The sequence below is a fragment of the Paenibacillus sp. FSL W8-0194 genome (assembly GCF_037969745.1).
GTDB classification, from domain to species: Bacteria; Bacillota; Bacilli; order Paenibacillales; family Paenibacillaceae; genus Paenibacillus_AQ; species Paenibacillus_AQ cookii.
This window is the reverse complement of record NZ_CP150205.1, coordinates 3,030,886-3,050,558: the sequence shown is the minus strand read 5'-3', so window position 1 is coordinate 3,050,558 and position 19,673 is coordinate 3,030,886. Positions and strand designations below refer to the sequence as shown.

At 52.5% G+C, this 19,673-nt stretch carries 18 protein-coding genes; 12 read left to right on the top strand and 6 right to left on the bottom strand.

All coding sequences use genetic code 11. The annotated features are described in order from the left end of the window. Positions 1-150: 150 nt before the first annotated feature. The 3 genes from MKY58_RS13770 to MKY58_RS13760 form a co-directional block, all read right to left on the bottom strand. A complete protein-coding gene (locus MKY58_RS13770; RefSeq protein ID WP_339320779.1) occupies positions 151-663 on the bottom strand; it encodes a type 1 glutamine amidotransferase domain-containing protein in 513 nt (170 codons plus the stop codon). 313 nt (positions 664-976) lie between these two features. Continuing rightward, positions 977-2,323 (bottom strand): ISLre2-like element ISTco1 family transposase, encoded by a 1,347-nt coding sequence (locus MKY58_RS13765; RefSeq protein ID WP_339320778.1) that lies wholly within the window; start codon positions 2,321-2,323, stop codon positions 977-979. A gap of 110 nt (positions 2,324-2,433) precedes the next feature. Further along, a complete protein-coding gene (locus tag MKY58_RS13760) occupies positions 2,434-3,294 on the bottom strand; it encodes a pentapeptide repeat-containing protein (protein WP_339320777.1) in 861 nt (286 codons plus the stop codon). 246 nt (positions 3,295-3,540) lie between these two features. On the opposite strand from MKY58_RS13760, the gene MKY58_RS13755 reads away from it, so the two are divergent. The 8 genes from MKY58_RS13755 (at position 3,541) to nadE (ending at position 11,925) form a co-directional block, all read left to right on the top strand. Continuing rightward, positions 3,541-4,674, top strand: coding sequence for a glycosyltransferase family 2 protein (locus MKY58_RS13755; RefSeq protein WP_339320776.1), 1,134 nt, complete (start codon positions 3,541-3,543; stop codon positions 4,672-4,674). Positions 4,675-5,250: 576 nt separating this feature from the next. Beyond that, the gene (locus tag MKY58_RS13750) at positions 5,251-5,694 is read left to right on the top strand and encodes a MarR family transcriptional regulator (protein ID WP_036712055.1); all 444 of its coding nucleotides are present in this window, start codon (positions 5,251-5,253) and stop codon (positions 5,692-5,694) included. A 16-nt stretch (positions 5,695-5,710) separates the two neighbouring features. After that, positions 5,711-7,342, top strand: a complete 1,632-nt coding sequence (locus MKY58_RS13745) for a DHA2 family efflux MFS transporter permease subunit (RefSeq protein WP_339320775.1) — start codon at positions 5,711-5,713, stop codon at positions 7,340-7,342. Between the two features lie 208 nt (positions 7,343-7,550). After that, positions 7,551-8,327, top strand: a complete 777-nt coding sequence (locus tag MKY58_RS13740) for an NUDIX domain-containing protein (RefSeq protein WP_339320774.1) — start codon at positions 7,551-7,553, stop codon at positions 8,325-8,327. Between the two features lie 31 nt (positions 8,328-8,358). Further along, positions 8,359-8,919, top strand: a complete 561-nt coding sequence (locus MKY58_RS13735) for an isochorismatase family cysteine hydrolase (RefSeq protein WP_339320773.1) — start codon at positions 8,359-8,361, stop codon at positions 8,917-8,919. A 35-nt stretch (positions 8,920-8,954) separates the two neighbouring features. Beyond that, a complete protein-coding gene (locus MKY58_RS13730; RefSeq protein ID WP_339320772.1) occupies positions 8,955-10,445 on the top strand; it encodes a nicotinate phosphoribosyltransferase in 1,491 nt (496 codons plus the stop codon). Between the two features lie 9 nt (positions 10,446-10,454). After that, positions 10,455-11,069: a nicotinate (nicotinamide) nucleotide adenylyltransferase gene (gene nadD / locus MKY58_RS13725; RefSeq protein WP_339320771.1), complete on the top strand. Its 615-nt coding sequence runs from the start codon at positions 10,455-10,457 to the stop codon at positions 11,067-11,069. Between the two features lie 37 nt (positions 11,070-11,106). Next, positions 11,107-11,925 (top strand): ammonia-dependent NAD(+) synthetase, encoded by an 819-nt coding sequence (gene nadE, locus MKY58_RS13720; RefSeq protein WP_339320770.1) that lies wholly within the window; start codon positions 11,107-11,109, stop codon positions 11,923-11,925. Positions 11,926-12,225: 300 nt separating this feature from the next. Here the strand turns inward: nadE and pdxK are convergent, their stop codons facing one another. Together pdxK and MKY58_RS13710 are read right to left on the bottom strand one after the other, a co-directional pair. Continuing rightward, positions 12,226-13,038, bottom strand: a complete 813-nt coding sequence (pdxK, locus tag MKY58_RS13715) for a pyridoxine/pyridoxal/pyridoxamine kinase (RefSeq protein ID WP_036712067.1) — start codon at positions 13,036-13,038, stop codon at positions 12,226-12,228. 94 nt (positions 13,039-13,132) lie between these two features. Then, a complete protein-coding gene (locus tag MKY58_RS13710; RefSeq protein ID WP_339320769.1) occupies positions 13,133-13,399 on the bottom strand; it encodes a hypothetical protein in 267 nt (88 codons plus the stop codon). Between the two features lie 201 nt (positions 13,400-13,600). On the opposite strand from MKY58_RS13710, the gene MKY58_RS13705 reads away from it, so the two are divergent. The 4 genes from MKY58_RS13705 (at position 13,601) to MKY58_RS13690 (ending at position 18,091) form a co-directional block, all read left to right on the top strand. After that, positions 13,601-14,299: an FHA domain-containing protein gene (locus MKY58_RS13705; protein WP_339320768.1), complete on the top strand. Its 699-nt coding sequence runs from the start codon at positions 13,601-13,603 to the stop codon at positions 14,297-14,299. Positions 14,300-14,431: 132 nt separating this feature from the next. Continuing rightward, entirely contained in the window at positions 14,432-15,850 is a 1,419-nt protein-coding gene (locus MKY58_RS13700; protein WP_339320767.1) for a spore germination protein, read from the top strand. 34 nt (positions 15,851-15,884) lie between these two features. Beyond that, a complete protein-coding gene (locus MKY58_RS13695) occupies positions 15,885-16,979 on the top strand; it encodes a GerAB/ArcD/ProY family transporter (protein WP_339320766.1) in 1,095 nt (364 codons plus the stop codon). Further along, complete coding sequence (locus tag MKY58_RS13690; protein WP_339320765.1) at positions 16,976-18,091, top strand: Ger(x)C family spore germination protein; 1,116 nt, start codon at positions 16,976-16,978, stop codon at positions 18,089-18,091. The genes MKY58_RS13695 and MKY58_RS13690 overlap by 4 nt, the downstream gene beginning before the upstream one ends. 64 nt (positions 18,092-18,155) lie before the next feature. Here the strand turns inward: MKY58_RS13690 and MKY58_RS13685 are convergent, their stop codons facing one another. After that, positions 18,156-19,673 carry a stalk domain-containing protein gene (locus tag MKY58_RS13685; protein WP_339320764.1) on the bottom strand — a complete coding sequence of 506 codons (1,518 nt, stop codon included), beginning with the start codon at positions 19,671-19,673 and terminating at the stop codon, positions 18,156-18,158.

Below are 19,673 nucleotides of genomic sequence, written 5' to 3'. Positions count from 1 at the left end.
ACAATTATCCCCTTTGAAGGGGATTATTATTTGCTCGGCGGCGCGATCCATGGAATGGGCGTTGCCGGGGTAAGAAAAAAGCCCTCGCCTTATCGAACAAGGCGAGGGCTGTATGGTTCAGACCGCTTTCGAACCGGTAACGAGCACCGTTTAATCCGCCAACAGCTTCAAGGACTCGCGGTTGAAGGCAGGCAAATCGTCCGGCGTGCGGCTCGTGACGATGTTGCGGCTTACGACCACTTCTTCGTCTTTGTAGTTGGCGCCGGCGTTTTTCAGATCGTTGCGGATGGATCTGTATCCGGTTATGTCAACGCCCTTCAACAAATCGGTATCGATCAGCACCTGCGGTCCGTGGCAGATGGCAAACACCGGTTTACCTGCTTGCACGAAGGCTTTGGCAAATTCGCCGAAACGGTCGTCCGCGCGCAGGATATCCGGAGAAAATCCGCCGGGGATGAGCAGGGCGTCGAAATCCTCCGGTTTCGCTTCATCAATGCCCAGATCGATGCTGACCTTCTCTCCTTTTTTGCCTGTGACTTGCTGTCCGGCCCTTTTTTCAATGGTTATCACTTCATGGCCGGCCTGTTTGAAAGCCTTGGCCGGATCGGTAAACTCGACGTCTTCGAACATGTCGGTGATGAGGGTTGCGATTTTTTTGCCCATGGTTGTCATCCTCCTTCGTAATCATTCAAATGGGTCCATAAGATACTTACCACCAGAAACCCCATGTGAATACGTCAAGCCGCAAAAAAATAAAAACAGTCAAGCCAGACCTGTAAAAGATCTGTCGCTTGACTGTTTATTATTTATGAAATGCAGCGTTCCGTCAATGCGCTTGCCAATGCTGTCAGTGTCAAGCTAGCGTGGGCAGTCATTTAAGATGCCTGGAACGCGAACCCCGAAGGAACCTCTTCCTTGTAAGCGCTTTGCTTCGTTCTTTCATCAAACACAAGTGATTTGTCAGAATTTTTTGCCGTTATCCGCGAAGTGCTTTGAGTGCCATACCCGTTGTGCTGCTTTGCTTCGGTCCTTGCAGCATGCGAATCATTCCAGCGATACAACCCTTGACCGGTTGCGTCACGTTCTTGAGCAATTGCCGCATGTTTATCGACTGCTGCGGCGTTGCCTGCTTACTCGCTTGTCCTTCAACCGTTCTTACCACCGTGCCCGCTTCTTGAATCCTCATCATCGTCCTCAGCATCGCCCTGACGCCTCGCTCACTCCAACTGTACCCGCCACGCTTCGTCCGCTTGGCGAATATACGCATCTGCGATTCCGCGCTTCCCATCGGGCGCATGCCGCTTGTGTCGATCCCCTTCGCCTGGAGTGTTTTTCGGTAGTCGTCCAAATGCTTCTCATGCCGCTTTAGAAATCTTTTATACGGCTTCCAATCCTTCCGGTTCTCTTCCGCTATCTCTTGCTCCGACACGCCTTCCAGGACCGCCATAAGCGCGGCTGCATCCTGTTTGGCCAAAGACCGTCTCACGGTCTCCCACACCTGCGGCAAATGACCAACAAAGCGTTTCAAATCACGCGCCACATGAAAGCGGTCCAGCATGTACAGACATTGGTGAAAGTAGGATGTACATTCCCCGATCCACGCCGCGCCGTCTCCGTTCACCACAAGCCACGTGTTCTCGTCGATTTCGTAACGCTCCACCAGAAAGTCCCCGAACCCTTCCCAGAAGTCGCCGCCGCTCGTATGCAGGTAATGCTGTTTGTTCTTCAGCTGTACCCGCTTGCCGTTCTTCTCCCAGCCTTCGTGTACGACTGCAATTGCGTTCTCCATCCCGCGCTTTTTGCTCCGCTGCAGCTTCGTGTACAGCCCATCCACTTCCACGAACAGCACGCGGGCAGCGCGCCGTTTCACCGCTGGCATCGGCTGTTGCGCACGCTCCATCAGTTTTTCCCTGATCGCTTGGTGGCTCAGCACATTGTAGCCCAAAAGCTGCTCCAGCCGCTTTGCGCTGTCCCGGTACGACGGTCCTTGGCTTGCGAATGCGATTGCTGTCTCTTCCAAATGCGGACTGACTTTCCCGCGCCCTTCGAATTGCAACAGCTGATCCAGCAGATACACGTGTTTGCCGCTTCTACGGTCACAGTACAATCTCCGCTTAAAGCGCACATTCCCGAACACTGTGTTGACGCTTGTTTCACGCTCGTCCTTTACTCGATAACGCTCTCGGTCCCGTTGCTCCAGGATCTGCTGATCCAGCGCCTCCAGCACCTGCTTCATCGCACGAGCGAATTCCTCCTGCATTTTCCGGAAAATCCATTGCTCAATCTCTTTCATCGTCGGCATTATTGTGGTAAAGTGGCTCACAGGAGCTTCCTCCTTCTTGGTGTGTTGTGCGTCAAACATCACTTTACCAAGGGAGAAGCTCTTTTTCTATATCCGCTTTTTCCAATTCCTACACCCACAGAGATTTTACACTATCGCCAATGCTCGGGCCTTATTAAGGAAGGAGGCAGCTTGGTACGGGCATCTCCTTTTGCGGCGTTAATCTGGGCTTGAGCGAGAAAGAGGCTTCCCCGGAGGTCGGCGCCCCGAAGATCGGCATCCCGCAAATCGGCTCCGATCAGATCGGCCATTCGTAAGTCTGCCGACCTGAGATCGGCCGCAATGAGGTAAGCACCCCGCAAGCTTTGGTACCTCAGATCGGCTCCCTTCAGTTTGGCCCCGACGAGGTCGGCCCCGCGGCCGGCAACCTTTTTTTGTTTGAGCGGTCCTTGATGTCTGCGCCGCCCGTCTTCGCGGACAAGCTCGCTAGTGCGAAGAAGAAGGACGTTCACGCTTGCCCGATAGGCGGTCATGTCGATGCTTAGGAGCGATTCGGGATCAAGCTCCGTGAGCCGCCAAGTTTCCTGAAGCGCCTCATCCAGCTCCTCATGAATAGGGGACGCGGGTTCCAGAGAACGTGCTTCCGTCAAATACCACAGCAGCTCATGAAGCTGCCACATGACGGGAAACACGTCGAACATTTGGCGCGCTTTTTTCGGGTCCTGGCGCCAGTCGCGCCCGCCGTACGTTTGTTGGGATACTTTTTGCCCGGCTCCGAAGCAGTCGTACACCGTACACCCGCGCATGCCGAGGTTTCTAAGCTTCTGGTGGACGCCGCAGCGGAAATCCTCATTCAAATGCCGGCAAGGCGTCCCGGCCGATTTGTCGAACGCGAAGTCTGCCGATGCGGCATAAGGCAGGGCCACGCAGCACAATCCGAAGCATTGCCCGCAGTCGGCCCGAAGCTGCTCCCGATCCGGATGCCGATCATCATGTTTTAGGAAGTTAAGCATGCAAAATCTCCTTGGTCGTTTTAGTGTTCCGGTTCCGGCTTGATTTTTCCGTGTTTACATTGTACATGATTTTTTTGTCGAAGAACAAAAGTTTCATTCATTGCCAATTGAAATCATTTCCATTATGATAATATTAGTACGAACGTTCTATTCATGTTGCTATAAGATTAGATCGGAGCTACAACTTCTATTTCTTTTATCAAGATTAGAACGATCGTTCAAAATATTCGAAAGTGGTGGAAGATCATGAGTTGGGTGTATTGGGTATTGGGGGGACTCAACGTGCTGATGTGGGGAAGCATTGCGATCATTTTTACGGCCAACGCCGGAAAGATCGGCATCCTGCATCGTACCCGGGAAGAGACGGCGGGGCGGCAGCCGTACATTTCGGTCGTCATTGCCGCGAGAAACGAACAAAAGGCATTGGAACGCTGCGTCGAATCGTTAATGAATCAAACCTACGACCCGCTGGAAGTGATCGTGGTCAACGACCGCTCTGAAGACGGCACCGGCGCGATCGCGGCGAAGCTTGCACAGGCTTATCCGAACGTTACCGCGCTGGACGTGCGTGATTTGCCCGAACAATGGATGGGAAAAAGCCACGCGTTATTCCAAGGCACGAAAATGGCCAAAGGAGAGTGGCTGCTGTTCACGGATGCGGATATTTTGTTTCAGCCGTCGTGCATCGCCAAAGCCGTTGCTTACATGGACCGCCATGAACTGGATCATCTGACCATGATTCCCGATTTTATCGGTCCGCATGCGCTTTCCAAATGGTATGCCTCTTTTATTTTCATGAGTGCGTCTTCCTTCGGCCAACTGTGGAAAATCAAAGATCCGAAGGCATCGCATTCGCTTGGCGTGGGGGCGTTTAATCTGGTCAAACGGGAGGCTTACGAGAAGATCGGAACCCATGAAGCCTTTTCTTACGTCACGACGGATGATGCCGAGCTTGGAAAACGGATAAAGCAGGGGGGATACCGCCAAGATGCGGTTTACGGAACCCGGATGATCGGCGTCTGGAATTGGTACGAAAGTTTGAGCCAGCTCATCGGAAGCGTGGAAAAATCGGTGTTCAGTTACCCGAAGGCCGTCATCACCGCGGTCTCCTGCCTGTTGACGATGATTTATCCCTGGATCGGGTTGTTTATCGGTCCGCTCTCCGCGCGCGTTTTATGCGGCGTAAGCATCATATCCGTATTATGGCTCTATTTCATCTATGCAAGGTATTCCGGCAGCGGTTTTTGGTATGGCATTGCCCATCCTTTGATAGGCCTCATTCTGACGATCGGAGGCTTTCGAGGGGCTTACCGCGCCGGCCGGCGGGGAGGCATGACCTGGCGCGGCACGACGTATGATCGTACTCATTTGAAAGCATAAATGAAGGAAAGGAGGGTCTAGAATCCGTGCTAGGCGCTGGCGGAAAAAGCGGAAGCCGTCGTCGTTTCGGCCGATTATCGGTTGGCTTCCGAATCTATCGTTTGCGGCGATGGTCACGGATTGCTTCGATGCAGCAAAGGGATTCATTAACATGCGGGAGAGTTTGGCGTCGATCTGACCTCTGAATTTGCAGGCGCCGACAAGCATGGCCCGTATTTCTCGCCGCTTCATGTAATGGATTTGGACGGGCAGCTGGAATCTCGATACAAGCAGGAAAGCAGGTTCTCCTAACGGGGGCCTGTTTTTTTCTTTCGACCTGTGACGGTACCTGCATTCATTTTATTATGAAATTATGTACATAAAATTTGCTTGACTTCGTCTTTGCGACGGAGTATATTACTTAAGTGTTAAATGATTAAGTCGTTTATTTATTTACGCCTTATTTAAATAAAACTTAATTATTTCAAAGATTTCAGCAAAGGGTTTTGCGCGGAATCCCGAAGGCGGACTTCTCTCGTCAATGTTCGCAAAATCCTTATGACAAAGCACCTGAAAACGTACAAGGAGGTTGGCATTTTGCCTAAGAACGAACTATTGTTTGAAGTCTCGGGGATGTTCCGCCAACTGCTGAAAAGCATGTCCCAGGAATGGAACAAAATCAGCACCAAGGAATACAATCTCACGTTTCCGCAGTTTCAAGTCTTGTATACCCTCAACATGCGCGGCTCCTTGAAAGTATCGGAGCTGGCGGAGGCGCTGGGATTAACGTCCCCGGCCATCACAAGCTTGACCGACAAGCTCATCGCAGCGGGTTACGTCAAGCGGGAGCGGGCGGAAGACGACCGCCGGGTGGTGTACACGATGATCACGCAAGAAGGCTACGAGATCATAGACAAAATCAAAGATGATCAGAAGGAGGTCATCCAGGTATTTTTCGGCATGTTGTCCGAGGAAGATATTCAGCATTTGAGAAGAATCTTCTCTTCGATGCTTTTGAATATAGAACATAACAACGGTTAGAGGTGAAGGAGAGGGAATGGAGCATTTAACGCTTAAACGTAAAATAACGATCATGATCGCGATCATGGCCGCCATGTTTTTTGCAGCTATCAACCAGACGATCACAAGCACGGCGATGCCACGCATTATCGCGATTCTGGATGGCATGGACTATTACACGTGGACCATCAACATTTATTTGCTGACGTCCACCATCGCCACCATACTGGTCGGTAAGCTGTCCGACATGTTTGGACGGAAGCCGTTCATACTGATCGGTATATTGTTTTTTATGGTCGGGGCCTTTTTGACGGGGACCTCCACCGATGTCTATCAGTTTATTATTTACCGCGGGATTCAGGGGATCGGCGCGGGGATCATCCAGTCCACCGCCTTTACGGCCGTCGGCGACTTGTTCCCGCCGCGCGAACGAGGCAAGTGGATGGGCTTGATGACCGCCGTATTCGGCTTCTCCAGCGTGTTGGGACCGACGCTCGGCGGCTATTTGGTCGACCATATCGATTGGCACTGGCTGTTCTGGATTTTCCTGCCGCTGGGCATCGTGGCATTTATCATGATTATGATGTTGTTCCCGAAAGTCGACAAAAAGAAAGGCCAGCATATCGACTACTGGGGTTCTTTGTTCCTAACGACGACGATCGTTCCGCTGCTGCTCGCGTTCTCTTGGGCAGGTACGGAATATCCGTGGGGATCTTGGCAAATTCTCAGTTTGATCGGAGGCGCGGTCGTATCCGCCCTGATTTTCATTTTCGTCGAAACGCAAGTGAAGGAACCGATTCTTCCGCTGCATTTATTTAAAAACAGCGTCGTAACCATTTCGAACATTATCGGTTTTATCATGAACTTCGGATTGATGGGCGCGATGATCTACATTTCGTTCTACGTGCAGGGCGTTTTGGCCATTTCGCCGACGTATGCAGGTTATGTCACGCTGCCGATGTCCTTGTGCATGGTTATAACAAGCGCCATTACCGGTCAGCTGATCGCAAAATCAGGCAAATACAAACGGTTTGCGCTGATCGGCATGCCGATCATGATCATCGGGATGGGGATCATGATTTTCATGAACAGCTTGTGGATGACGATCGTCAGCTTGATCATTTTCGGCGTAGGTTTGGGCCTTGGCATGCCGGTTTTCTCGCTGGCCACCCAAAACGCCGTTTCGCATAAAGAGCTTGGCGTCGTGACGGCTTCCACGCAGCTGTTCCGTAACCTCGGGGGTACGATCGGCATCGCGGTCATGGGTACCGTCATGTCCAATAGCTTGACCAAAAACCTGAAGGAAGCTCTCCAATCGGCGAGCGCTCCGGATTTCAGCAAATTGGATCCGAAGCTGGCCCAGAATATGCTGTCTTTTGCCAACCCGCAAACGCTGATGAACAAGCCGCTCGTCGAAAAGACCGAAGCCAGCCTGCCGGCGGAAGCCAAACAGCTCTTCGCTCAGATGATCGACAGCATCCGCGATGCGCTGGGCAACACGCTTTCGACGGTGTTCCTGACCGGTACGCTGGTCCTCGTCGTCGCGCTCCTGCTCGTATTTTTCTTGAAGGAGCTGCCGCTTCGTTCGACGAACCAGGCGCAAGGCGAAGCCGGCGCCGCAAGCGAACCGGCAACGGCCAAACCCGGCAAAACGGTAACGGCAGAGTAACGACATATTTTATCGGATATAAGATAAGTGCGATAACAGTGCTTCAGGCAGCCATGTGCTGCTTGGGGCACTTTTTTTATTTTTTGATGCAAACGGGATTCTGGCCTATCGATTGGCACATAATGGTTGACAAGGACATAAACTGAAGCTATAATACAATTAACAAATCATTAAATGTTAAATAATCATACAAAGTGAGGCTGTCTTCATGTCCAACGAACAAGCGCTCAAGCAATACGACGTTAAAAAATACCGAACGCCGGACGGCTACACCTCGGATATTGCCGTATTTACCATCTTGAGCGACAAAACCGAAGCGTTCAAGCCGCCCGCCATGAAGCTGAACCTTATGCTGATCAAGCGAAGCATGACCGACAGCGAAGGGCGTACGAACATCGAAGCGGGCAAATGGGCTTTGCCCGGAGGATTCGTCGGCGAAACCGAAACCGCGTTTCAATCGGCGCAGCGGGAGTTAAAAGAAGAAACCGGGGTGGACCGGATTCATCTCGAGCATTTCGGGGTGTACGACAAGCCGGGGCGCGACCCCCGCGGCTGGATCATCTCCAACGCCCATTACGCCATCGTGCCTGAACACCGGCTTGCGGATCGCGTGGCGCAGGATGATGCGAGCGAGGTTGCGCTGTTTCCGGTGGATGAAGTGTTTAAGCTCGATCTGGCTTTTGACCATGAGACGATCATTCGGGATGCGGTGGCCGTCATCCGCAAAAAGCTGCTTGAGACGACGGCGGCAAAAGCCTTTTTGCCCGAAGAGTTTACGTACTCTGAGCTGCAGGCGGTGCTGTTGACCGTCACCGACGATACGGCCATCGCGCTGGATGCCGCATTCGCCCGCAAAATCAAGACGCTGCCTTTCATCGAGGAAATCGCCGGAAAAAAGACGACCCGCACATCCAAGAAACCGACGCAATTGTACCGTTTTAACGACGCACCGGTGAACAGTTCCATTTATTACGCCAAAAAGTAAGATGAAGCTAATGGATCAGGAGGAATTTGCGATGACGAAAACGAATCAAAAGGCACTGATTAACATCGATTACACCAACGACTTCGTGGCAGCCGACGGGGCGCTGACCTGCGGCGAGCCGGGGCAAAACATCGAGCAGCGCATCGTGCAAGTGACGAAGGAATTCGTGGATAATCAGGACTTCGTCGTATTTGCCGTCGATTTGCACAAGGCCGGGGATACGCTCCATCCCGAAACGAAGCTGTTCCCGCCGCATAACATTGACGGCACCGCAGGCCGCCATCTCTACGGAGCTCTGCAGGGCGTATTTGATGACCATAAAGATTCGGAACACGTCTATTGGATGGATAAAACCAGATACAGCGCCTTCGCGGGCACCGACCTGGAGCTTCGGCTGCGGGCGAGAGGCATTACCGAACTTCATCTCGTGGGCGTCTGCACGGACATTTGCGTTTTGCATACGGCCGTGGATGCATACAACAAGGGATTCGATCTTGTGATCCATAAGGATGCGGTGGCGAGCTTCGATCCGGAAGGCCATGCTTGGGCTTTGCGGCATTTTGAAGGTTCGCTGGGCGCGAAGGTCGTCTGACTTTTTTCGAACTCGCACAAGGGAGGATGTTGGCCATGACAGATCAAACGGTTGGAATGCCTGAAGCGCTTTACCCGGATGACAGCCTGGCGCTGCATACGGACAAATACCAAATCAACATGACGCAAGTGTACTGGCAGGACGGAATTCACGACCGCAAGGCGGTATTCGAGGTATATTTCCGCAAAATTCCGTTTCAAAACGGCTATGCGGTGTTTGCCGGGTTGGAGCGTCTTGTCCGTTATCTCCAGGATTTCCGGTTCTCGGACAGCGACTTGGCATTTTTGAAGGAAGACGGTTATCCGGACGAATACCTCGACTATTTGCGAACGCTCCGCTTCACGGGAACGGTCCGCTCGATGAGGGAAGGGGAGCTCGTGTTTGCCAACGAGCCGATGCTGCGAATCGAAGCTCCGCTGGCGGAAGCCCAGCTGATCGAAACCGCGGTGCTGAACATCGTCAATTTTCAAACGTTGATTGCCACCAAAGCCTCCCGGATCAAGCAGGTCGTGGGGGACGAAACGACGATGGAATTCGGAACCCGCCGGGCGCAGGAGCTGGATGCGGCGATCTGGGGCACAAGGGCTGCTTTTCTTGCCGGCTTCGACGCGACGTCGAATGTCCGGGCAGGAAAGCTGTTCGGCATTCCGACGGCGGGCACGCATGCCCATGCGATGGTCCAGGCGTATCGCGACGAGTACACCGCCTTCCGCAAATATGCCGAGTGCCATACCGACTGCGTGTTTCTGGTGGACACGTACGATACGCTGCGCTCCGGGGTCCCGACGGCGATCGAGGTTGCGAAGGAATTCGGCGATCGGATAAAATTTAAAGGAATCCGTTTGGACAGCGGCGACCTGGCGTATTTGTCGAAGGAAGCGCGCAGAATGCTGGACGAGGCGGGATTTACGGACACGAAAATATACGCGTCGAACGATCTTGACGAGCACACCATTTTGAACTTGAAGGCTCAAGGGGCCAAAATCGATGTATGGGGAATCGGCACGAAGCTGATCACGGCATACGATCAACCGGCATTAGGGGCCGTGTATAAGCTGATCGCCATCGAGGACGAAAACGGGGACATGGTCGACACCATCAAAATCAGCTCGAATCCGGAAAAAATATCGACGCCCGGCCGCAAGCGGGTATTCCGCATCATCAATAAAGCAAGCGGCAAATCGGAAGGAGATTACATCGCGCTGGAGCACGAAGAACCGCAGCAGCAGGATCGCCTGAAAATGTTCCATCCGGTCCATACGTACATTGCGAAGTTCGTGACGAATTTCGAAGCGAAGGAGCTTCACCATACAATCGTCGAAGACGGCAAGCTGGTTTATCGGCTGCCCGACCTGCGCGAGATCCAAGCCTTCGTGAAGGAAAACTTGAACGTGCTGTGGGATGAATACAAGCGCCTGCTCAACCCGGCGGAATATCCGGTCAACTTGAGCCAGGAATGCTGGGACAACAAAATGAAACGGATCGAGGAAGTTCAGCAAAAAGTGAACCGGAGGGTTCAAGCTTAAGGAGGACCTATGGCTAAAATCGGAATTTACGGCTCGTCCTTTGACCCCATCACGAACGTGCACTTGTGGACGGCAAGCACGGTGGCGCAGCGCTGCAAGCTGGATCGCGTGATTTTTCTTCCCTGTTCGAGCAAAAGAACCGACAAGCAGCTCCATATCAGCGATGAACACCGCTGGAACATGGTCCTCATGGCGATCGAAGGCAATGACAAATTCATTGCGGACGATTACGAAATGAAGCAGGCCGGCTGGGAAATCGCGACGTATTTGACCTTGAAGCATTTTAAGGCCAAGTTTCCGGAGGACGAAATTTATTTTATTATGGGCGCGGACCTGCTGCTGGATATCGGGGAAGGCAAATGGAAGAAGTCCGAAGAGCTGATACAGGAAAACAAATTTATCGTCATGGCGAGAGACGGCATCAACATGCTCACGGCCATCAGCAAGTCGCCGATTTTGCGCAACAGCGACGACGGGCAAACGTTTCATCTCATCGATAAAGGGCTGGCCATGGAGATCAGCTCGAGTTATATCCGGGACGAATTGAAAATGGGGGGAGAACCCCGGTATCTGGTGCCCGAAAAATGCTACAGCTACATTAAAGCCCATAATTTGTACACGTAAGCCTCTGAAAATCCATAAAAGGGAGAATGCAAAAACGATGAACACACAAGAGCAGATCATGAAAGAGCTGAACGTAAAACCGACGATCGATGCGAAGGAGGAGGTCCGCAGACGGGTGGATTTTCTCAAAGCCTATTGCCAAAAAGCCGGAGCGAAAGGTTTCGTTCTGGGCATCAGCGGCGGACAGGATTCCACGCTGGCCGGGCGTCTTTGCCAGTTGGCCGCCGAAGAGCTGCGCGCGGAGGGGTACGAAGCTTCGTTTTGCGCGGTCCGGCTTCCTTTCGGCACCCAGAAGGATGAGGACGACGCGCAGGCGGCGCTGGCGTTTATCAAGCCGGATGAGTCCATCGTCTTCAACATCGAAAGCTCGGTGAATGCCCTGGCTCTGACCTACGCGGATGCGACGGGGAGCGGTTTGTCGGACTATCATAAAGGCAACGTGAAGGCCAGAATGCGCATGATCGCCCAATACGCGATTGCCGGAGAACGTCAGTGCCTCGTGGTCGGAACCGATCATGCGGCAGAGGCGTTGACCGGATTTTTCACCAAATTCGGGGACGGAGGAGCGGACGTGACGCCGCTGACGGGGCTGACCAAGGAACAAGGCCGCGAGCTGCTGAAAGAGCTCCGCGCCGACGAGCGGCTGTATTTGAAGGTGCCGACCGCCGATTTGCTCGACCATAAACCGCAGCAGGCGGATGAAACGGAGCTGGGCATGAAATATACGGTCATCGACGAATATCTCACCGGGCAGCAGGTCGATCCCGAAAATCGCGAAAAAATCGAAAAACGTTACAAAAATACGGAACATAAACGGCAGCTCCCGGTGACGCCGTTCGATGAATGGTGGAAATAGGAAAATAGGAAAGCGGCTTTTCGAACACGAAGCTCAGCGGATGCTGAGCTTTTTTTCATGCGTATTTATCTTTCGCCAGCTTAGGACTGTGAAGGGAGCGAATAATGAACCGTTGCTTGGAGAAGCTGCCGGATGACGAAAGGATGGACGCCGTTTGGGGCTGAAAAAATACCTTGCGTTTTTATCCGAACATTACAGACGCGTGCTGCCCGGCAAACAGGCAGTTCAAGGGTAACGCCTGGCAAGCATACAAGAAACCTCCTTCGTTGGAAGGAGGTTTCTTCATGTCCTCAGAGGAATTTATTTCGCCAAACGGTAGCCGCCGTGGAATACCGGACCAACATACTGGTTGAACTGGTAGCCGCTGCGGATGGCCGCGGAGACGAAATCCTTCGCTTTGGCCACGGCCTCGCTTACAGGCAAGCCATTGGCCAATCCCCCGGTGATGGCCGCGGCGAACGTGCAGCCCGCGCCGTGGTTGAATGCAGGTTCGATCTTGTCCGATTCAAGCACGGCAAATTCCGCTCCGTCATAGAAAACGTCGATCGCTTTTTCGCCATCGAGCGCTTTGCCGCCTTTGACGACGACGTTTTTGGCGCCAAGCTCGTGAATCCGGCGGGCCGCCTCTTTCATCTCTTCGATCGACGTTAGCTTCCCAAGGCCGGAGAGCACGCCCGCTTCGAACAGGTTAGGGGTGACAACGGTTGCCAGCGGAAGGAGCAAATCGCGAATCGCCTCGGCGCTTTCCGGGTTCAGCACTTCGTCTTCGCCTTTGCAAACCATGACCGGATCGATGACGACGTTGGTTTGGCGGTGTTCCTTGATCGCTTGTTCGGCGACGCGGACGATTTCCACGCTGCCGAGCATTCCTGTTTTCATGGCGTCGACCGGGCCGCCGGCAAACACCGTTTTCAGCTGCTCCGCGACAAGCGCGGCGTCAACCGGATATACATTATGGTGCCAGCCATTGTCCGGATCCATCGTCACGATGGTGGTTAATGCGCTAAAGCCGTATGTTCCGTACTCCTCAAACGTTTTGAGGTCGGCTTGAATGCCTGCGCCCCCGCTGGAATCGCTGCCGGCAATCGTTAATGTCTTGATGATTTTGGACACGGTGAAAACCTCTTTTCCTGCATTAAAATATAAACCGCTTAAGTCGACATTGATTATATCAAAAAACGACAAGCAGGTGAATCATTAAGCTCCGTTATTTCGAATGAACGTGCTCCAGGACGGCATCCTCGATCCTCTCCCAGATCGACTTGCCGTTGTGGACCGCGGTTCCCGCCGACAGGCCTGCCTGCCCGTTGGCCTCGTTACCTGGCACGCTCCCGGCGTTTTGCTGAAGAAATAAGGTTTCCACCGCACCATCCGGTTTCTCCTCCAATTGCTGAAAAAAGTATACGTAAAGAGCAAGCACGCTCGCAGCCAAAAATGACATCACGCCGTACATGATCGTTTGAGTTCGTTTCACGTCGATAAACCTCGCTTTGAAAAATGATGACAGGACTGATAGTATTAAATCATGTGATGTTGTTCGTGATCGATAGGTGTTGCTATTACTATAAAATGGGCCCGAGCGGCAAACAATGGAGCAAATCTGATGAATTTATCATTTTTGGTTAGGGCCGCCCTTCAGTGCGCCTAACCGCGGTTAGAAAGTGGGAGATTGAACATGCCGGATATCGTAAAAATCATTCTGGATACAGCCGGGCAAAAAGGACATGGTTCGTTCCTGTATCTAGAGCAAGGGAGAAGCGTCACAATCGGCAGACACACGCATATGAACAGGGATGTGCTGGCGATCTATAATCAATTGGTATCGAAACGCCATTGCTGCTTGCACCGCGTTCACCAGGAAGTGTTCATCGAAGATCTGGGCAGCAAAAACGGCACCGAGCTGAACGGACAGCGTTTGATTCCGCACAAGAGATATCTTGTTTCCCCCGGAGACCGGCTGACGCTTGTGAACGGGCTTGTAAGGCTGCAGGTGGAATTCGACGGGGATCTGGAAGAAACGCGGGAGTATTCGGTTTCCGAATTGCTGGAGCGCGAAGTGCAGCTGTATGACCATTTGCAGAGCATTCAGATCGGCACCGAGCAGGTGACCTTATCGAAAAAAGAGTATCTGTTGTTTAAGCTGCTGCACAGCCGCTTGAACCATTTCGTCACCAAAGAGGAAATCATGAAGCAGGTGTGGCCGGAACGCTGCGTCGAAAACGCCGAGCTGGTCGGCATCGATGAAGTGAATTCGCTTATTTATCGGACGAACAAAAAACTCGGTTCGAATTTCGTCATTAAATCGGTGTATAAAAAAGGCGTATACATGAAGCGCGAAGGCAGCTTCGCCGAGCTGGACGCGTCACACGCATAAATTTAGAAAAAGGCCGCAATCGCTGCGGTTTTTTTTTGTGCGCCTGAAATGGGCTGCAGAAGGGAATATTTTGCTCATGAATGGAGAAATTACCAAGTAACTCATCATAATCAGAAAGCCAGGCGATCATCCATGAACGAGTCATCCCAACATGCCTTTTTCAGTTTGGAGCAAAATACGAAGTATATTCAAAAGGCGCTGTTCGATACCCATGACCTCAAAATAAAACATCATCCGTACAAGGATACGCAGGGAGCGCTGATTTACCTTGAATCCCTCGTCGATCCGGCATTGATCGAACGCAATATTCTTGCGCCCATGAGTTTTGCGGAAGGAAAAAGCCTCTCGGAACTGTTTACGACCCTGAGGATGGAACGGAGCAACGACCTTGAAAAAGGCATTCAGGGCTTGATGCAGGGCAGCTGCCTGTATCTTTTGGACGGGGACGATGAATTTTATGTGCTTACGACGCCGGCCAAATACGAGCGGAGCATTACCGAACCGGAAAACGAAGCGATCGTTCGCGGCCCGCATAACGGCTTTATCGAAAATTTAACCGTCAATCTGCATCTGATCCGTCAGCATATCGGCACTCCCGACCTCACGGTACGGTATCACACCGTCGGCAACACCGTGCCGAGAAAGGTTGCGATGCTGTACGTTCAAAACCTATGCGATAACGAGCTGGTTCAAAAAGTGGAACGGCGATTATCGGAGATTTCGCTCGACACGGTGATGTCTACGGGGTTCATCCAGGAATTGATGGAGGACAATCCGTTTTCGATCTTCCCGCAGCATGTGAATACGGAGCGGCCCGATCATACGAGCGCGTATCTTGTCGACGGACATATCGCGTTGATTTTGGAGGGCGATCCGACGGCTTTGATCGTGCCCGCTTGCTTTTTTACTTTCTATCAAACGCCCGACGATTACAACAACCGGTGGATGATCGCGTCTTTTATCCGGTTCATCCGCCTCATCAGCTTTATTACGGCGTTCCAGCTGCCGGCGATCTACATTGCGACGGTTTCTTTCCATTCCAACGTTTTGCCGATCCAATTGTTTTTTACGGTGCAAGGTTCGCTGACGCGCGTTCCTTATCCGCCGATCGTTGAAGCGATGATTCTCGAGCTTATATTCGAGCTTTTAAGGGAGGCCGGACTGCGGCTTCCAAGCCGCGTCGGCCAAACGATCGGTATCGTTGGAGGTTTGGTGATCGGAGACGCGATCGTCAAGGCCGGATTGGTTTCGTATACGATGACGATCGTCGTCGCATTGACGGCCATCTCTTCCTTCCTTATTCCGTCCAACGAAATGAGCTCGTCGCTAAGGATTTTAAGATTCCCGCTCATGATCGCGGCCGCCTTGTTCGGATATATCGGCATCGCTTTTGGATTGACGTTGTTGTTTGTTCACCTGTGCAAGCTCGAATCATTCGGCAAGCCGTATTTTTATCCGATTGCTCCTCTAAAATTTCAGGGGTTAAAGGATACATTCTCGAGGTTTCCGGTCTGGAACATCCGCAAAAAGGCGCAAGGCAACGACAATTGACTTTGAGGAAAAGACGCAGGAAAGGGGGGACAATATGGCTCAGACCGAAAAAAAGATATCGGCCAGGCAGCTGTTCCTGTTTATCATACAGGCCCAAATCGGAGTCGGGGTTCTTTCCATTCCATATAAACTCAATGAGACCGCCAGAGGCGGGGCGGGCATTTCCGTTCTCATTACGGGAGCCATCACGCAGCTTATCATCCTGATGTTCTGGTTGCTGCTGCGCAAATTTCCGGGCCTAAATTTGTTCCAAATCTGCCTGCGCCTCGGGGGCCGCGTATTCGGCAAACTGCTCATTGCAGGATATATCGGATATTTCGTGCTGCTCGGCGCCAATATTATGCTCAGCGCGGTCGGCGTGCTGCAGAGATGGATGATGAATGCAACGCCGACATGGATATTGCTTGCGTTGTTTTCGGTCACGACGTATTACTTGGCGAAGGAAAAGCTGACGGTGATGGCCCGTTTTTATACCTTGTCGTCCGCCTTGTTTATCCCGCTGATCATCTTCGTAAGTTACGGATTGACCCAAGCCCGCCTGGAATATATGTTTCCGCTAATGGAAGCGGGCATTTGGAACATTTTGAAGGCGACGAAGGACACGACGATCTCCATGTACGGATTCGAGGTGATTCTGGTCATATTTCCGTTTATCGATGCTTCGGACAAGAAGAAGCTGATGATCATAAGCATGTCGAATTTGTTCGTCACGTTGTTTTATGTTTTCGTGGTTTGCACCTGTCTCATGGTGTTCAGCTCGGAGCAGCTTCGCTTGATTCCCGAACCCGTGCTTTATCTGGTCAAATCGCTGAATTTTTACATCGTCGACCGGGCCGACGTCTTGTTCCTTCCCATCTGGTCGATTACCCTCGTCTGCTCGATCACGAGTTATGCGTATGCCGCTTCCGTGGGGCTTGCGCAATTGTTCAAACGAAAAAGCCATGGAGTGTTTACGCCCTACGTTAACGCCGTGATATTTTTCATTACGCTGCTTCCCGTAACGCCGTTAGCCATACGCCGGTTGGACGTTTCCGCGGAATATGCGGCGTATCTGTTTATATTCATTCTTCCGTTTGCCATGGTCATCGGATCGAAATTGTTCAAAAAGAAGGTGGAACGATCTGCATGAAACGTTCAGTCGCCGTGCTTGGAGCGGTCCTGTCGACGGCCATGTTGGCGGGATGCTGGGACCGGGAGTATTTGAAAGATTTGAATCTTGCATACAGCGTCGGTTTTGATCTGACGAAAGACAAAAAGATAAAAGAAACGGTTGAGCTCATTATCCCGCCCGAATCGGAGCAATCCGGCACGAAAAACGAAATCCACATCGCAGTCGGACCAACGACCCGCGGCTCGAGCAACGAGCTTCGGGCACGGGTAAGAGGGAACATGCGGGTGCTCAAAAACGGCGTTCAAGTCATCGGCAAAGACTTGGCGCTAAACGGCTTGAAACCTCCTATGGATGTGAACTTCCGGGATCCCGACAATCCAAGCTCGAACGTAAGACTGATCATCACAGACGGGGAAGCGTCGGACATCATCGGCCAAAAAGAAGTCGGGGAGCTGAAAATCGGGGAATTCCTGGTCCAAAAGATCGAAAGCCTGGAGAAAATGAGCCTTTTTTATCCGCCCGAAACGATGGATACGGTTTTCAAGGCTTTGAAGGACCCGGGCCAGGACTTTGCGCTGCCGTACATCGGGTTGGAAGGGAAAGAGATCGTTGCCAAAGGCGTCGCATTGTTTCATGATCAATATTTCACCGGGGAGTTGAATACCGAGGATTCGATTATGCTGGTCCTTCTCAAGGGACGTTCCGGAGACAATGCGCGTTTTACCAAAAAGATCGATGACGGACCGCTTCGGGGAAACATCAGTTTCAACGTCGGCAAAAAAAAGGTCAAACGAACATTCAAGGTGATGGTTGGAAAAAACGGGGAGGTTCACGTTCAGCTGAACATCAAGCTCAAGGGGCTGATCGAAGAATATACGGGAAGCCATCCGTTGACCGAGGAATCGATCGTTCGGGTCAATCAAGAGTTGTCCGATATTTTGACGAGGCAAGCGCGGGACGTCGTGCGCAGCTTGCAAAAGGCTAATTGCGATATATTCGGCGTCGGCAGGGAGCTTATCGCATACCATAACCGCATTTGGAGACAAAAGGACTGGAGCAAGGAATATCAAGAGGTGCAATTTCATACGAACGTCCAGGTTTCCATCATAAACACGGGGATCATCCAATAGTCGGATGATCCCCGTTTTTGCAGCTAAATACGTATAAGGCCGTTCCTTGGATTTGACGAATCGATTACGCCCCAGTGATGGTCAGCTCGGAGCGCTTTGAATCCCAAGTGACGGTGAATCCCATCTGCTTCAACAGGGAGGCGGGAATCATCGTCGCTCCGTTCTCCGCGGTGATCGGGCTGGGCAACAGCACTTTTTTGCCATTGATGTCCACTTCGTTATAACCAGGGCGGAAGTCAACCGAGGTATCCTTATATTTGAGCGTATACATGCCTCCGTGTTCCGCCGTCGTCGGGGTCATCAATTCCGCCCCCAGAGCCTTTGCCGTATCCTTTAAGGGCACGTTAATCAAGTTGCCGGACATCGTAGCAGGGAAGGAGGAAGAGAGCAGGCTTCCGTTGACCTTAACGGTGATCGGGATTTGCAGCCGCTTCGGCGCATATTCCATGCCGTCCTGCGAATTTCTGCGGACCCCGACCTCGTTCCATTGATTGGCTCCCCAGCCCCAGACCTGGCCCTGTGCATCGATAGCCAAAGCATGTCTCGATCCGGGGGAAAGGGCAACGATCCCTTTTAAGCCTTTCACTTTGCCTTCCTTGCCGTCAGGTCCTTTGCCGTAAGTCCAAACCTCGCCTTGTTCGGATAGGAGCATCGCAAAACCGCTGCCAGCCACCTGCTTAAACTTGAGGCCGGGATAGAGCTTTATCGGTTTCCCGGAAAGTTTATGCGACGCGGCAGAAGGCGTTAACGACCATTTCCAGGCTGTGCCTGATGGATCGATCCCGTACATATCGGAGGAGAAATGCCCCGTGACCTGCTTTAGGGCAGGGAGGCCTGAAACGCGAACAGGCGGGAGTACGTTCAATCGGTTATCTTGCCGTTCCGCCCGAATCACCCATAACGACCCGGCATCGTCGAGTGTATATGCGGTATCTCCCGCAGCGCTCAAACTGACGTACTTGCCGGTGTGCTTAATCTCTATGGGCTGACCCGTTTTCCCGGTATCAACATCCTTCGTCCAAGCCCAAAGCGATCCGTCCTGCTTCAGGGCAAAGTTGACGGCATGCTCCGTCGCGACCTGGGCAACGCCCGTTAGCAAGGGGAACTGCCGCGGCGGCAGCGTCTCGGTCGAATTTCTTAGATGGGATCCCCATTCCCAGACGGTTCCGTCATCTTTGACGGCAAGCTGATACCCGGAACCGCTGGTCGCGATCGAGCGGATCCCGGTGAGACCGACTAGCCGGACCGGAGCATTGACGCTTCCGACCGCGCTTGTGCCGGGCAGTCCCAATTCGCCGTATAAATTGCGGCCCCATGTCCATACCGACCCGTCCGCGCGCAATCCGACGGAATAATAGGTACCTGCCAATACCTGCGTAAAGGCGGTTTCTGCTGCCGGTTTTACGGGAGAAGAAGCTACCGGCCCGGAAGAAACATAGGCAGCGGCATGAGCAGATACGCTAACGCCGCGATGATTTTCGTCTGCCGCCAGGCTTGTGCCGGCACCCGATGCCAACATGATTGCAGCGATGGCCAGAACGGCCGGCCGGCGAAGCGACGTTACGGGCTTTGCGCGGTTCAT